Genomic DNA, 15,302 nt, shown 5'->3' with positions numbered 1-15,302 from the left:
GGAATGATATTAAGATATCTTATCAAAAGAAATTCCACGCTCCAGTTTTTGGAGATGTGCCTTTAGAATGGCATTTTCTGGCTTCTCCAATTGCGGATCTTCAGAAAAAATCTCGATAACAGTATTCCTCGCCTCTGATAAAATAACTTGATCTTTTGCCAAATCTGCAAGCTTTAAATCCAGCACGCCGCTTTGCTGTGTTCCAGTAATATCGCCTGGACCCCGAAGCTGTAAGTCAATTTCCGATATTTCGAAACCGTTGTTGGTACGTACCATGGTTTCTAAACGTACTTTACCTTCTTTACTGAGTTTATTTCCACTCATTAAAATGCAAAAAGATTGTTCTGCACCCCTACCCACTCGTCCACGTAATTGGTGCAATTGAGAAAGTCCGAAACGTTCGGAGTTTTCAATGACCATAACGGAAGCGTTTGGAACATTAACACCAACCTCAATAACCGTTGTGGCGACCATAATCTGTGTTTTCCCTTCAATAAACTGTTGCATTTCAAATTGCTTATCGGCGTTTGGCATTTGTCCGTGTACAATGCTGATCTGATAATCAGGGCGAGGAAATTGGTAACTTAATTGCTCTACTCCCGCTTCCAAATGCAAGAGATCGAGTTTTTCACTTTCTTTAATCAGTGGATAAACGATGTAAACCTGTCGGCCTTTAGCAATCTCCTGTTTCATAAAACCGAACATACGCAGCCGCTGACCTTCAAATAAATGCCGGGTTTCAATCGGTTTTCTTCCTGCAGGCAATTCATCCATAATCGAAACATCCAAATCGCCGTATAAAGTCATGGCCAGCGTACGCGGAATGGGTGTTGCCGTCATCACTAAAATGTGTGGCGGGATGATGTTCTTGCGCCAAAGTTTTGCCCTTTGTTCTACCCCAAACCGATGCTGCTCATCAATTACCACCAGGCCCAAGTTTTTAAACTTTACTTTATCTTCAATGAGTGCGTGAGTACCAATCAAAATATCGATTTCGCCGTTCTCCAGCTGCTCATGCAAAATGGTTCTTTCTTTCTTTTTGGTATTTCCGGTAAGAATCGCCACTTTGACCAAATCATCGGTTACCAATTCCGTAATGGAAGCATAATGTTGCCGGGCTAGAATTTCCGTTGGAGCCATCATACAAGCTTGGTAGCCGTTATCATTTGCCAAAAGCATACTCATGAGTGCCACGGCGGTTTTACCGCTTCCTACGTCGCCCTGCACAAGCCGATTCATTTGAACACCCCGTTGGGTATCGATCCTGATTTCTTTAACAACGCGTTTTTGTGCATTCGTTAGTTCAAAAGGCAGAAACTCTTTGTAAAAACGGTTTACTTTCTCTCCAACTTTATCAAACCTCGCACCTTTAAATTTTAATTGCCTTAACTGTTTATTGTGAAGCAACTGCAACTGAATGTAAAAAAGCTCTTCAAACTTGAGCCTACGCTGAGCGGCATTTAAATCTTTTTCATTTTTTGGGAAATGAATATTTAAAAGCGCCATCCTCTTGTCTGGCAACTGATATTTATCGATAATATATTGTGGCAAATTTTCAGTAACCTGTGGAATTACCTGATCTAATAAACCGGCAATCAGTCGCTGAATTCCTTTGGAATCGAGCGTAAATTTTTTGAGCTTTTCTGTAGAACTATAAATAGGTTGCAGGGTTAAGTTTCCACGACCAACAGATCTGTTTTGATACAACTCCATTTCCGGATGTGAAATACTAAAGGTGCCATTAAAAAGCGTTGGTTTTCCAAATGCTACATAGGCTGTTCCGACAGTAATATGGTCTTCAACCCATTTCAGACTTTGAAACCAAACCAACTCCATGATGCCCGTTTCATCTTTAAAAACAGCTACAATGCGTTTTGTTCTTTTATCGCCAACTACCTTTTTACTAATCACACGACCAATAATCTGGATATATTGTGAATCGGGGTGTATCTGATTAATCTTGAAATACTTTGTACGGTCAATGTAGCGAAAGGGATAATGCGCCAGCATATCTTGAAAGGTAAAAAGACTTAAATCTTTTTTCAAAACATCTGCACGACTTGGCCCTACGCCTTTTATAAACTCGATAGGGGTATCTAGAATCGACTGGTACAAATTCTTTATGCTTTCTTGTAAACAATGCGCTGTAGCAATTGCGCATTAAAAATAACGATAGACAACAGTAAAAGCAAATAGGCAAAAAGCTGATGCACATCTATCTCTTCTTTGAAATAGAAAAATGCAACGGTAAAAGCTACTATAGGATTTAAATAGATTAAGATACCGAGCGCAGATGATGGCATTCCCAGTAAAGCATAAGCATTTAAAAACAGGGGAATAATGGTAAATACAATTGCAATTAAGAAAATATGTATCCAAAAGAATGAATCAGTAGGAAAAACATTCGAGTTACTTAAGTAGGCAGGCAGCATCATCAATCCTGATAATATAAGCTGAATGCCTAAAAAATTGAACTTATCAATATTCTTAATAACCTTTAAAACAATAACATAAACCGCATAAAAAGCAGCAATTAGAATTGCCCATAACACTTCCTGCAACGAACCCGTGGCAAGAAGCACAATGCTTACAAATGCCACAACAAGTGCAGCAACTTTGGCTTTTGTTAACTGTTCTTTCAAGATGATAAAACCGCATAGTGCCGTTAATAACGGGCAAACCATATACGCAAAGGCCGCAGCTTTTAAGCTTACACTATTTACAGCATAGATATAAGTAAACCAATTCCCAGTAATTAAAATCGCAGATAATATGGTTAGCGCTAAAAGCTTAACCTTTTTATTGGGCGTTAACGCTTTAAAGAATTCAATATCTTTGTTAAGCGCTGATCTTCTAAAGAGTAGAATAATGCCCCACACCACAACAATGGAAACGAATATTCGATAATACAATATCTCCTGTGGAGGAAATCCTTTAATGTTTCGCAAAGGAATTGACATTGTACCCCAAATGATATACGGGATAATGCCGGCCAGGAAATATTTACTCTTGCTGCTCGCCAAAATTTATGCTACAATGGCAATAACAGAAATTTCTACATTTACATTTTTTGGTAATACAGATACCTGCACCGTTTCGCGGGCAGGAAAATTTGCGGTAAAATATTGCCCGTAAATTTCATTTACTTGCCCAAAAGTACCCATATCACTCAAAAAAATAGTTGACTTCACAACGTGATCAAACGTTAAACCAGCTTCCAATAATACTGCTTTAAGGTTTCGCATTACCTGATGGGTTTCTTCTTCTATATTGATGAGGTTAAGCTCTCCATTTTCAGGGTTGATTGCTACCTGGCCTGATACGAATAAAAAGTTACCTGCTTGTACAGCCTGGCTATATGGTCCAATTGGAGCTGGAGCATTTGTTGTGGTGATGATTTGTTTCATAATAAAAGTAATTATTTAGCAAGCCATTGAATAAGCTTGTAGAGGATACCTGCCAGAAAAACTGTTATTGCCAATGCATTAATGAAATGCATAATCTTAATATTGATATTATCTGGCCTGTTCGGATCTTTTTTCCTGAAGAAGTACATGCTACAAACTTAATTAAAAAGCTTAATTCAGAAAATTAAAAGGCATAAAAAAAGTCCCGATTTGCATCGGGACTTTTTTTTTAAACTTTATATTGAAATACTAGTTTCTAGCAGTTTCAACACGACGGTTTTGGATACGACCTTCTTCAGTATCGTTAGAAGCAATTGGATTAGCTTCACCTAAACCTTTAGTAGCAACTTGACTAGCGTTAACACCAGAGTTTACTAAGTAAGTTTTAACAGAATTTGCTCTGTCTTTAGATAATTTCAAGTTATATGCAGCAGTACCTTCGCTTGAAGCGTAACCGTTTACAGTTACTTTACCACCGTTTTCACGTAACACTGAAGATAATTTATCTAAAGTTGGATAAGATTCAGTTTTTAATACTGATGAGTTGAAATCGAAACCGATTTTTTCGAAACCAGTTACGTTTGATGAATCAGCAGCAGCAGTGAATTTAGGAAGTGGACATCCTGAACCATCAACAGCAGTACCTGCAGGAGTTCCTGGGCATTTGTCGAATTGATCAGCAACACCATCACCATCAGTATCTTTTTTCAAATCTTCAACAGATTTTTCTACGTTAGATACACGGTTTTTCAATGCTTCAACTTCTTGACGTAAAGTTGGATCTTTTAACTCATCGTACATTGTAGCTAATGGGTTAGACCACTCTAAGCTTGGTTTTGCAGAAGAACCTAAAGAGAATTCTAAACCAGCGTAACCGTAAGAGAATTTATCTTTAGTAGTACCTTTAGCATAAACTCCATCAAAGTTATCAGCATCAACAAAGTTCATAGTATAACCTAAGTTAAAGTTAACACGCTCAGAAACTTTGAATTTAACACCAGCACCAACTGGGATATAGAAACCTTTTACGTAATCTTTTGGAGAATCGTGTCTGTCATCAGCAGGGCCTATAGCTCTACCTTTCCAGTCAACAACATTTCCGTTAGTATAAGTTACTTTTGGAGCATAAGCTAAATAACCAGCACCGGCAGTTAAGAAGAAACCTACTGAGTTCTCACGACGTAAGAAATCGATAGAACCTAAATTAACAACACCACGTAAATCTACAGCATATTGTAATTCAGTTTCAAACTCTCTAACAGTTGAAGTTGGAGAAAGAACAGAATTGTTTGTTCCTGAAACTTTACCACGAACACCAGCTAATTCTAAAGCGAAAGAGTGACCTAATTGTTTACGGATATTTAAACCGTAACCTAAGTTCACATCCCATTTGTCAAAATCATTAGTACCACCAATAGCAATAACAGGAGCTAACACACCAGCATTAACACCAATTGACCAGGTTCTGTACTGTCCTCTTCCACCAAATACCTTGGTTGAAGAAGTTGTTGCAGGAGCATCTTGAGCGACAGCAAGAGTAGCAACTCCTGTTAATGCCACTAAAGAAAGCGCAACACTTTTCTTTAAAGTAGAATAATTCATAATCTTTTTTCTTTTAAGGGTAAACAATCTAATTGATTAATTTTTTAGTAATGGCAAAATTAAACAAAATTTTAAATTTTCAAACTTTTATACAAACTCTGTTCCAAACTTCGCTGTGATTAATGATTTTCTTACATTTGGCCATCACCTTGTTAAAATTGCATTTATTATGAAATATTCCCAAATTGATCAGAACCTCTTTATCTTAAATAGAAAAAACTTCGTTAAAAAGCTAAAAAACAATTCATTAGCACTATTTAACGCAGCTGATGAATTCCCAAGAAGTGGCGATCAGAACTATATCTTTAAGCAAAATCCTGATTTATTTTATTTATCTGGTATTGACCAGGAACAGACTATATTACTGCTATATCCCGATTGTCCTAATCCTTTGTACAGAGAAGTCCTGTTTTTAAGACAGACAAATGATTACATCAAAGTATGGGAAGGCTACAAGTATACGAAGGAACAAGCGAAAGCTGCTTCTGGCATTGAAAGCATTTATTGGCTGGAAGATTTTGATAATATTTTGCACAGCATTGTCCACTATGCAGAGAATATCTATCTTAATACAAATGAAAACGACCGGTATGCACACACTGTTCCCTATCGCGACATTCGTTTTATCGAGCAGATGCGATCGAAGTATCCTTTACACCACTATGAGCGGTCAGCGCCAATCATGCGTGAATTAAGAGCAGTTAAGTCGGAAGTAGAAATTGAATTAACCAAAAAAGCTTGTTCCATTACCCGCGATGCTTTTGTTAGGGTATTGAAATTCACCAAACCTGGTGTGAAAGAATACGAGATTGAGGCAGAAATTATCCACGAATTTATCAGGCAAGGTGGTACAGGGCATGCTTATACCCCAATTATAGCATCTGGACATAATGCCAACATCCTCCATTACAACGATAATAATCAAACTTGTAATGATGGCGATGTAATTTTATTTGATTTTGGCGCAGAATATGCCAACTACAATGCCGACATGAGCCGGTCGATTCCTGTTAATGGCAAATTCACTGCAAGGCAAAAAGAAGTGTACAACGCTGTTTTGCATGTAATGAAAGAGGCAACCAAATTAATTGTTGCCGATACAGTATGGAATACTTATCACGAAGAAGTTGGTGAGATAATGACGGAGCAGCTTATTAATCTTGGCCTGCTTACCACTAATGATGTAAAAAACCAAAGCAAGAACTATCCGGCTTATAAAAAATATTTCATGCATGGCACCTCCCATCACCTTGGTATCGATGTTCATGATTTTGCCGGAAGATATACGCCATTTGCGGCAGGTAACATTTTAACAGTTGAACCTGGAATTTATATTCCTGAAGAAGGCTTGGGTATCCGACTCGAAAACAATATTTTGATTACTTCAAGTGGTAATATAGATTTAATGTCAGATATCCCTGTGGAAGCTGAAGAGATCGAAAGCATCATGAATAGCTAGCGGTTTAATGGGCTGACCACATGATTGATTTCTTGGGCACTGATCCAACAAAATCAGTTACAATTTCACAAACTCTTCTGCAAACCGATAAACATTAAAATCATTTTTTACTAAGGCTGCCTGAATATTTTCTTGCAGCCTTTTTTTGTCCACTGCCATCATCTTCTGATTTTGTATAATCCTCCAGGCTTTCTCTGCAAAAAGATGAACTTTCCGCTCATTTGTCATTTCAACTGGTTTCAGTATCCATTTACATAATTCTGTTACACCAGTATTTTTGTCAGCGACAGTTTTTAATACCGGAATAGACTTGAGCCCTTGGTGGACGATTTTTTTTAGATTATTGGCGAAGGTATCGGCTCCATCACGGTCAGCTTTATTGATCACAAAACAATCTGCTATCTCCATTAAGCCAGATTTAATGTGCTGCACTTCGTCACCCGATTCGGGAACTAAAACTACAATCGTTTTATCAGCCAGGCCTGCAATTTCCACTTCAGATTGCCCAACACCAACCGTCTCAATTAAAATGATGTCGAAATTTGAAGCCTTCAATACATCAACCATTTCAATGGTTTTCGCCGAGATACCACCCAGCGCACCTCTTGTAGCCAGCGAACGGATAAATACTTTTGGATTGTTAAACTGTGCCGCCATCCTGATCCGATCTCCAAGCAAGGAACCAAAATTGAATGGCGAGGTCGGATCTATCGCTAATATTGCCACCCGTTTATTTGCAGCAGTAAAATGATTGGTAATGGCATTAACCAAAGTGCTTTTTCCTGCCCCTGGAGGCCCTGTAATTCCAATAACAAGATTTTCTGAATGTGGATTTAAATTTTTTAATATCTGATCTGCCGGTGCAATATTATTTTCAACGAACGTAAGTGCCCGGGCCAAAATCTTATAATTGCCTTGTTTTACTTCGCTTAAAATGGATAGATGGGTATTCATCAATAAAACTATCTTTGTACAAATTAACAAAATAATAAACCACAAAGCGCACAAACCTCTGTCCCGAATGAAAGTTACCGGATTTACTTTTTTGAGAAACGCAGTTATAAATGACTACCCTGCAAAAGAGGCCATTCTTTCTGTGCTGCCTTTGTGCGATGAGTTTGTAATTGCATTGGGTAATTCGACCGATGAAACCGCAGAACTGGTTCAAAATATCGATCCAAAAATCAGAATTATCGATACCATATGGGATGAATCTATCCGCGAAGGCGGAAGAGTTTTTGCTGATGAAACCAACAAAGCCATCGCCGCAATTTCTGCTGACACGGATTGGATGATTTATATTCAGGGCGATGAAGCCATTCATGAAGACTATCTTCCAATAATTAGGAAAGAAATGGAGCTGGAGTTGGAGAATAAACAGGTAGAGGCGCTCTTATTAAAATACAAACACTTCTACGCTTCTTATGATTACCTGGCTGAATCAAGAAGGTGGTATCGAAGAGAGGTTAGAATCATCAAAAATTTGCCTGGTGTGCACTCATATCGTGATGCGCAAGGTTTTCGTATCAATGACAGAAAGCTGAGGGTAAAATTGATCGATGCTTATATTTTTCATTATGGCTGGGTAAAACCACCACAAGGACTTCAAGGCAAAGTGCGGAATTTCAATCAATTTTATCAAACGGAAGAATGGATTGAAGAAAATTATCCGGTTCAGGAAACCTTTGATATGCGTAATGCCGATCGCCTTGTGCATTTTAAAGGGAGTCATCCAAAAGTAATGGCACCCAGAATTGGGGCGGCTAACTGGAAGTTTGAGAAAGATCTGACTAAGGAAACACCAAAAATGAATTTCAGGAGAAGGCTATTGCAAAAGATTGAAGATTTAACCGGGTTACGCTTATTTGAGTATCGAAATTATAAAATTGTGAAGTAGATGCAAAAAAGCGTTTCAATTGTTATCCCAAATTATAATGGCAGGCACCTTTTAGAAAAGTATCTGCCATCGGTTTTTACAGCTGCAGAAAATACCGGCTCACAATTTGAAGTTATCGTGATTGATGATGGCTCGAAAGACAACAGTATCGAATTTATTCACCAACATTATCCAAAGATAAAGTTGCTTATTAATGATAGGAACAGGGGGTTTTCATTTACTTGTAACCATGGAATTAGGGAAGCTCAGCATGAGCTAATTTTACTTTTAAATTCTGATGTTAAATTAGATCCTGATTATTTTAAGGCACAATGGAAGTATTTTGAACGGGAAGATACTTTTGGCGTGATGGCCCGTATCATGAGTTTTGATGAAAGCCGGATTGAGGATGCCGCTCGCCTGTTATATTATTCTGGTTGCAGAATTAAGGCGAACAAATTTTATTATAGCCAAAATCCAGCTGATGAAGATGTTTACACGGCATATCTTTCAGGTGCGAATGCTTTGGTTGACGCAAAGAAACTTAAGGAGTTGGGCGGTTTTGACGAAATCTACTCTCCTTTCTCATCAGAAGATTTTGACTTGAGTTTACGTGCCTGGCAACTTGGCTGGAAGTGTTACTATGAACATCAGTCCTTTTGCTTCCACCATGTGAGCGGCAGCACTAAAACACAAATCAAATCGAATTTCATTAAAAAAATCTACTATCGGAACAGATACATCCTGCAGGGCATTCATCTTACCGGAATTAGAAAAGCCTTGTATCCACTGCAACAAATATTTACAGAACTTATCCCAAAGTTAGTTACAGGCAAAACCTGGGTATGGGAAAGTTATCAGGAATATTTGAACCACCAGGGCCGGATTGATGAAAGCAAAAAAAAGTTGGAACAATTAAAGTTAAAACATCAATCTCAGCACAACATCGATGATATCATCGACGTGATCAATCAATCAATTAAGCATAAGAAAATTAAGCGATTGTAATTTTAAGCTTCCTGGCTGCTGAAATTCCAACAGGTTTGTCTGAAAAGCTTACCTTTGCCAAGTTTTAATTAGATTTTTTTGGAGATGATTTGATTCATCGTCCATCTTACATATTCCATTTCACTTCAAATGAAAACATATTTTCGTTTATTATCTTTTGCCAAGCCGATAGAAAAATTTGCAATTCCTTATGTGATTGCTACGTTACTTTCCATTCTCTTTGGCACATTTAACCTGGCGCTATTATCTCCACTTTTTGAAACGCTTTTAAATGCCAATAAACAAGCTTGTGAAACCCCTAGTTTAACTGACAAGGCGGCATCATCATTTAGCCTTTTGGGTAAACTAAGAGAGTTTGTAGCTTATTCTATCCGGGTGAACACCATTGAAACCACCCTGATGTATGTATGTTTCGTAATTGTGATTTCTGTATTGCTTTCAAACATATTCAGATATCTTTCGCAACGTATTATGGAAGATTTACGCGTACATACATTATTGAATTTTAGAAAAAGGGTTTTTAACAATGTGATGAACCTTCACGTAGGTTATTTTAACAGCGAGCGTAAAGGCGATATTATTTCGAAAGTTGCCTCAGATGTTCAGGTGGTTCAATTTACAGTGACCAATACGCTACAGGTTGTTTTTAAAGAGCCTGTTACCCTTATTGTATATGTTATTTTATTGTTTAACATCTCTGCAAAGCTTACCTTCTTCTCTTTACTGGTAATTCCCATTTCGGCTTTCATCATTAGTAAAATTGTAAAGCGACTGAAGCAACAAGCCAAAGAATCGCATGAGTCTTTTGCAAAAATGATTGGTTTTTTAGATGAGTCACTCAGTGGCATTAAAATTATCAAAGCTTTCAATGCAACTGAAAGGATTAAAAATAAGTTTAACGAGGAAAACATCTTCTATTCGAATCTTACACGTAAAATGGTGAGGAGACAACAATTGGGTTCACCTGTATCTGAATTTTTAGGGGTGCTGATGATCTCGATTATTGTTTGGTATGGGGGTTCATTAATTTTACACAATGATAAAAATGCGCTGGCTGCAGCTGACTTTATTGCTTACATCGCGATATTTTCACAGGTCATGCGTCCGGCTAAAGCCCTAACCGATTCGTTTAGTGGCATTCATTCAGGAATTGCAGCTGGAGAGCGTGTGCTAGACCTGATTGACACCAAACCACAACTGGTGAATTCTTCAGATGCCCAACCGCTAAAAACTTTTGAGCATGCACTGACGTTGAATAATGTTTCCTTTTCATATGGTGAAAAGCAAGTGCTTTCAAACATTAATATTGACATAGAAAAAGGCAAAACAATAGCTTTAGTTGGCCCATCAGGTGGTGGAAAAAGTACCTTAATGGATCTTATTCCACGTTTCCATGATCCGAAATCAGGCTCTATTAAAATAGATGGTAATGATTATAGAGACTTAACTGTCGAAAGCATTAGAGCGCAGATGGGTACCGTCAATCAGGAGTCTTTCCTATTCAACGATAGCATTTTTAATAATATCGCCTTTGCAAGACCAGAAGCTAGCGAAGAAGAAGTAATTGCGGCTGCTAAAATTGCAAATGCCCATGAATTTATTCTCAATACTGAAAATGGTTATCAATCATTTGTTGGTGACAGGGGTAATAGACTTTCTGGTGGGCAGAGGCAACGTATTTGTATTGCAAGAGCAGTTCTTGCCAATCCACCAATTATGCTGCTAGACGAAGCCACATCGGCGCTTGACACAGAATCAGAAAAACTGGTACAGGAAGCTTTGAATAACCTGATGAAGAACCGTACATCTATTGTAATTGCCCACCGTTTAAGCACCATACAGCATGCAGATAAAATTGTAGTTATCGATAAAGGAACTGTTGTAGAATCAGGAAGCCATACTGAGTTACTGGCTAAAAATGGTTTATATAGAAGATTGATTGATATGCAGGCTTTTAATGATTAAGTATGGATAAGCCATTAGTTTCAATAGCCTTATGTACCTATAACGGAGAAAAATACCTGGTTGAACAGTTAGATTCTATTGTCAATCAGAGTTATCCCAACATTGAAATCATTGCAGTTGATGATTGTTCCTCTGATGGAACTGTTGATATACTGAAAGCTTATGCCGAAAAATATCCTTATTTTCAAGTATATGAAAATGAGATCAATTTAGGCTATATCAAAAATTTTGAAAAGGCAATTAGGCTTTGTACGGGTGAATTTATAGCCCTGGCTGATCAGGATGATATCTGGCATCTAAATAAAATAGCAGTTCAGGTTAACGAAATTGGGGAACATAACCTCATTTATCATGACTCGGAATTCATAAATGAACATGGAATTTCTATAAATAAAAAAATCTCTGACGTAAGAAGATTTTATTCTGGTGGTGATTCAAGATATTTCTTATTCGAAAACTGTGTTTCAGGGCATACGATCCTATTTAACAAGCGGATAGTACGCTTTCTGGATCATTTCAAACCAGAAATTTTTCATGATTGGTGGATTGCATACGTTGCTACAAACACAGGAACAATATTAGCTTCAACCGCTATTTTGGTAAAATACCGTCAACATCTTTCAACCAGCACGGACATTCTCAGGACCAAAAAACCGAAGAGGGCAGATAGAAAAATAGCTGACCAACAATTTCTTCAACGATTGAAACATTTTACCGCGTACCTGTATAACGATCATCAAAAATTCAAAACTCATTTATTAAATTTAGTAAGCAGAAAAAGTGAGAAAAAATAAACATCAGGCTGCTTCAGTTTATCATTAGTAATCAAAAAATCCTGCTATTTATGCAGAGAAAAGGCTATTGGAGTAAACTTAATTACGCAAGAAAGTTTTTGTAAATGCAAAATACTACACCCCTAGTTTCCATCATCTGTGTTACATTTAACGCTGCAACACATTTGCCTTCGTTTTTCGAAAGCATTGAAAAATCCATGCCTAACAATTGTGAGTTAATTTTTTTTGATGGAGAAAGTACCGATAATACGCTAGAATTGCTCAAAGAAAAACGCAATATTGATCAAACAGTTGTTGTAGAGACAGATTTTGGAATTTACGATGCTATGAATAAAGCACTTAAACACGCCAAAGGCAAGTGGTTTTATTTTATTGGTGCAGATGATGAAATTTATTCAGATTTCAAATCAGTTCCCAAATACTTAACAGATGAGAGTACCTGTTATTATGGAGACATTTTAATGGACGATATTCGGATTGTAAGATCGGCAAAGGCTTACCAGCTAGCGAAATATAATATTTCGCATCAGGCCATTTTTTATCCTGCAAGTGTATTTAAAAAATACGAGTACAACCTGCAATATAGAATTTGTGCAGACTATGATTTAAACTTAAAACTAAGGGGAGATGCAAATTACGAATTTAAGCACATCCCTTTGATCGTTGCTAAATTTGGCACTACTGGCCTATCTAGTTCAGAAATTGATTCGAAATTTATAAGTGATAAACCATTAATTATCAAGAAACATTTAGGTCTTCTAAATTACTTGAGGTTTAAGTTTAGAATAATGAAACATAAAGCACAAGGAAGACATGTCAAGTAACCAGACCAATGCAATTGTAATTCCAATTTACAAAGAAAGCTTATCTGTTTACGAACAAATATCGCTCGAACAATGCTTCCGCATTTTTAAGGGCTTGGATATTGTGGCCGTAAAGCCAGTACAACTCCAAACTACCGACAAACGATTTACCAAAGTAATCACCTTCGAAAATGCCTACTTTGAAAATGTTTTTGGCTATAATAGGTTAATGCTATCATCGACATTTTACGCAGCTTTTCAGGATTACCCTTATATCTTAATTTACCAATTAGACGCATTTGTATTTTCTAACCAATTGGATTATTGGTGTTCAAAAAAATATGATTATATCGGTGCGCCCTGGTTTTACGACAAAGGTCATCAATCAACTTTCAAAAAACTGAAAGAAGCTTTCAGATCTTATTGGCATAGGAGATACAATATTAAAGGAAAAGACGGTAAACCAGCACTGGATAAGCAGTTAAACAAAATGGTCGGCAATGGCGGTTTCTCTCTGCGTAAAACAGATACTTTTTTTAAGATTTGCGAAAAGTATAAAACGCAAATCACGGAATATGAAGATAAAGAAAATAGTATTTTTAATGAGGATATTTTTTTCAGCATCGAATTAAATCGCAAAACGAATACCCTCAAAATCCCCTCATACAAGGAAGCTGTTAACTTCGCTATCGAAACTTGCCCTGAAATTGCCATTGAACTTAACGACGGTAAACTTCCTTTTGGTTGCCATGCCTGGGAGAAAAATCTAAAATTCTGGAAGGATAAAATTGAAGATTTTCATTACAAACTTACATGATTAATCGACTGTTTTACCGAGATATATCATTTTAATCAAGTAATAAACCAGCTTCCAGTATAAACTGTTGCTTATTTTTGAGTGCTTTCTATAATCACGAAGAAAATTAAATAGATATTTGTTACTAAATCCTAAGTTGATCATTTTAAATAAAATGCGTAAAAAAGCCTTCTTTTCCATTTGTGCTATCAGCCTTTCAGAAATCGGCTCTATACTTTTAGGTAGCTCCATTCGCCACTTATTATGTAATTTTAAGGTATCATAAAACCATTCCTTGTTATAACCACCTTCTGAAAAATGTTCAATCAGAATATCGAAGGTTACTGCTACGTTGAAATGCTTGCCCACACTTAAGCTGAAATCGAGATCATAACAATGAAAGCCTTTAAATAAGCTTTGATCAAAACTACATTTCGAGAACACCTCTTTAGTTGTGCAAAGCCATACACCATCCAAAACGACAACATTTTCTAAATTTCTTCCGCGTGGATTATGGCAAGTATGAAATGTTTTTTTATCGCTATGCTTAAAATGCTGTTCATAGTTGTAAAAATTTGTATCGATTTCATATACAGGACTACCCCAGCCAGAAGGAGCCAAGGTTTTAAAAGAGCTGCCAGCAATGCCTATCAGACCCAATGATTTATCTTTCTCAAAATTATTAATAACTTCTATGCCCCAATTTGAAGTTTTTATTAAGATATCTTCATGCATAAAACATAAAATATCAAAACTTGCTTTTTTTTGCCCCCTCATTATAAATCTCACATATTCCTCTCTCTCCAGTACCATTATAAAATGCAATTATTTCATACGGCACCCCGATTGAAGTGGCGACATTCTTACTAACATTATCAAGGTTGCGCTTATTAACTGAGGATATTATTATTGAAATCATAACTTTAAGCAAATGCCAAAGATATCAAAATGATATATAAGTGCTATTTTTCTTTGATATTTAACGATATTTCGAAGCTCATAACCATTATTCAACTTTTACGGTATAATTGCCTATTTTTGAGGAAAAATTTTGAATTGATACAGATTAAACCTAACACCCAGATATACATTTTTTGCCCTTCAAATTATGCTACAGGCGGCCCTGAAGCGCTACACCAGCTTGGCAAAAGATTGATTGAATTAGGTCATAGTGTTTTCATGTATTATTTTTATCACCAAGGTGAACATCCAGTACATCAATCATATATCAAGTACAATGTCCCATTTGTAAATGAAATCGAAAACCAAAAAGGTAATTTTCTTATTTTACCAGAAACTTTTTTAGAGCCTATATTTGATAAAAATTATTCTGCTATTAAAAAAATTGTTTGGTGGCTTAGTGTTACAAACTACGAAATTGTACTTAATAATGCCAAAGAAGCAGTAAAGCATAAGAAATTTTATTCGCTTAAATCGCGTTTATTCCCTAATAAATACAAAACACTTCCAACAATTACTAAACTTAAATTGAAAGGTGTTTTGAATTTGGCTCATTCCCATTTTTCACTTGATTTTTTAACCAGAAACGAAATGGACATCATCGGGAAAATATCTGATTATATGAGCGATTC

The 15,302-nt window shown here is 36.6% G+C and carries 15 protein-coding genes; 8 read left to right on the top strand and 7 right to left on the bottom strand.

Annotated features, from left to right (window positions below):
- Positions 1 to 9 precede the first annotated feature (9 nt).
- The 5 genes from recG to ON09_RS03960 all read right to left on the bottom strand — a co-directional run bounded on the left by recG (position 10) and on the right by ON09_RS03960 (position 5,009).
- Positions 10 to 2,115, bottom strand: a complete 2,106-nt coding sequence (gene recG, locus ON09_RS03975) for an ATP-dependent DNA helicase RecG (protein WP_010599768.1) — start codon at positions 2,113 to 2,115, stop codon at positions 10 to 12.
- A gap of 5 nt (positions 2,116 to 2,120) precedes the next feature.
- The gene (locus ON09_RS03970) at positions 2,121 to 3,023 is read right to left on the bottom strand and encodes an EamA family transporter (protein WP_010599767.1); all 903 of its coding nucleotides are present in this window, start codon (positions 3,021 to 3,023) and stop codon (positions 2,121 to 2,123) included.
- Between the two features lie 3 nt (positions 3,024 to 3,026).
- Positions 3,027 to 3,407: a RidA family protein gene (locus tag ON09_RS03965; protein ID WP_010599766.1), complete on the bottom strand. Its 381-nt coding sequence runs from the start codon at positions 3,405 to 3,407 to the stop codon at positions 3,027 to 3,029.
- Between the two features lie 11 nt (positions 3,408 to 3,418).
- Positions 3,419 to 3,556 carry a DUF6728 family protein gene (locus ON09_RS26565; RefSeq protein WP_010599765.1) on the bottom strand — a complete coding sequence of 46 codons (138 nt, stop codon included), beginning with the start codon at positions 3,554 to 3,556 and terminating at the stop codon, positions 3,419 to 3,421.
- Positions 3,557 to 3,656: 100 nt separating this feature from the next.
- On the bottom strand, positions 3,657 to 5,009 hold the full coding sequence (locus tag ON09_RS03960; RefSeq protein WP_010599764.1) for an OmpA family protein: 1,353 nt from the start codon (positions 5,007 to 5,009) through the stop codon (positions 3,657 to 3,659).
- A 169-nt stretch (positions 5,010 to 5,178) separates the two neighbouring features.
- Between ON09_RS03960 and ON09_RS03955 the strand changes: the two genes are divergently transcribed.
- On the top strand, positions 5,179 to 6,468 hold the full coding sequence (locus tag ON09_RS03955; protein ID WP_029204097.1) for an aminopeptidase P family protein: 1,290 nt from the start codon (positions 5,179 to 5,181) through the stop codon (positions 6,466 to 6,468).
- A 57-nt stretch (positions 6,469 to 6,525) separates the two neighbouring features.
- Here the strand turns inward: ON09_RS03955 and meaB are convergent, their stop codons facing one another.
- On the bottom strand, positions 6,526 to 7,422 hold the full coding sequence (gene meaB / locus ON09_RS03950) for a methylmalonyl Co-A mutase-associated GTPase MeaB (RefSeq protein WP_010599762.1): 897 nt from the start codon (positions 7,420 to 7,422) through the stop codon (positions 6,526 to 6,528).
- 67 nt (positions 7,423 to 7,489) lie between these two features.
- Between meaB and ON09_RS03945 the strand changes: the two genes are divergently transcribed.
- From ON09_RS03945 to ON09_RS03920, 6 genes are all read left to right on the top strand, one after another.
- Positions 7,490 to 8,365 (top strand): glycosyltransferase family protein, encoded by an 876-nt coding sequence (locus ON09_RS03945; protein ID WP_010599761.1) that lies wholly within the window; start codon positions 7,490 to 7,492, stop codon positions 8,363 to 8,365.
- Complete coding sequence (locus ON09_RS03940; protein WP_010599760.1) at positions 8,366 to 9,352, top strand: glycosyltransferase family 2 protein; 987 nt, start codon at positions 8,366 to 8,368, stop codon at positions 9,350 to 9,352. It abuts the gene before it with no gap.
- 129 nt (positions 9,353 to 9,481) lie between these two features.
- Positions 9,482 to 11,317, top strand: a complete 1,836-nt coding sequence (locus ON09_RS03935; RefSeq protein WP_010599759.1) for an ABC transporter ATP-binding protein — start codon at positions 9,482 to 9,484, stop codon at positions 11,315 to 11,317.
- A 2-nt stretch (positions 11,318 to 11,319) separates the two neighbouring features.
- Positions 11,320 to 12,111, top strand: a complete 792-nt coding sequence (locus tag ON09_RS03930) for a glycosyltransferase family 2 protein (RefSeq protein WP_010599758.1) — start codon at positions 11,320 to 11,322, stop codon at positions 12,109 to 12,111.
- A gap of 104 nt (positions 12,112 to 12,215) precedes the next feature.
- Positions 12,216 to 12,935 carry a glycosyltransferase gene (locus ON09_RS03925; protein WP_010599757.1) on the top strand — a complete coding sequence of 240 codons (720 nt, stop codon included), beginning with the start codon at positions 12,216 to 12,218 and terminating at the stop codon, positions 12,933 to 12,935.
- Positions 12,925 to 13,731, top strand: a complete 807-nt coding sequence (locus ON09_RS03920; protein WP_010599756.1) for a DUF5672 family protein — start codon at positions 12,925 to 12,927, stop codon at positions 13,729 to 13,731. Before ON09_RS03925 ends, ON09_RS03920 begins: the two co-directional genes overlap by 11 nt.
- Here ON09_RS03920 and ON09_RS03915 read toward each other — a convergent pair whose 3' ends face one another.
- On the bottom strand, positions 13,732 to 14,535 hold the full coding sequence (locus ON09_RS03915) for a glycosyltransferase (RefSeq protein ID WP_157258828.1): 804 nt from the start codon (positions 14,533 to 14,535) through the stop codon (positions 13,732 to 13,734).
- Between the two features lie 327 nt (positions 14,536 to 14,862).
- Between ON09_RS03915 and ON09_RS24060 the strand changes: the two genes are divergently transcribed.
- The coding region (locus tag ON09_RS24060; RefSeq protein ID WP_202947113.1) for a hypothetical protein at positions 14,863 to 15,302 on the top strand (440 nt) is incomplete at its 3' end.

The sequence above is a fragment of the Pedobacter agri PB92 genome (genome assembly GCF_000258495.1).
Taxonomy (GTDB): domain Bacteria; phylum Bacteroidota; class Bacteroidia; order Sphingobacteriales; family Sphingobacteriaceae; genus Pedobacter; species Pedobacter agri.
Note: the sequence above shows the minus strand (reverse complement) of the source record. Positions and strands in the feature narration are given on the sequence as shown.

Coding starts and splice junctions, on each gene's coding strand:
- ON09_RS03965 (WP_010599766.1), bottom strand. CDS start 3,407: ATGAAACAAATCATCACCACAACAAATGCTCCAGCTCCAATTGGACCA.
- ON09_RS26565 (WP_010599765.1), bottom strand. CDS start 3,556: ATGTACTTCTTCAGGAAAAAAGATCCGAACAGGCCAGATAATATCAAT.
- ON09_RS03960 (WP_010599764.1), bottom strand. CDS start 5,009: ATGAATTATTCTACTTTAAAGAAAAGTGTTGCGCTTTCTTTAGTGGCA.
- ON09_RS03955 (WP_029204097.1), top strand. CDS start 5,179: ATGAAATATTCCCAAATTGATCAGAACCTCTTTATCTTAAATAGAAAA.
- meaB (WP_010599762.1), bottom strand. CDS start 7,422: ATGAATACCCATCTATCCATTTTAAGCGAAGTAAAACAAGGCAATTAT.
- ON09_RS03945 (WP_010599761.1), top strand. CDS start 7,490: ATGAAAGTTACCGGATTTACTTTTTTGAGAAACGCAGTTATAAATGAC.
- ON09_RS03940 (WP_010599760.1), top strand. CDS start 8,366: ATGCAAAAAAGCGTTTCAATTGTTATCCCAAATTATAATGGCAGGCAC.
- ON09_RS03935 (WP_010599759.1), top strand. CDS start 9,482: ATGAAAACATATTTTCGTTTATTATCTTTTGCCAAGCCGATAGAAAAA.
- ON09_RS03930 (WP_010599758.1), top strand. CDS start 11,320: ATGGATAAGCCATTAGTTTCAATAGCCTTATGTACCTATAACGGAGAA.
- ON09_RS03925 (WP_010599757.1), top strand. CDS start 12,216: ATGCAAAATACTACACCCCTAGTTTCCATCATCTGTGTTACATTTAAC.
- ON09_RS03920 (WP_010599756.1), top strand. CDS start 12,925: ATGTCAAGTAACCAGACCAATGCAATTGTAATTCCAATTTACAAAGAA.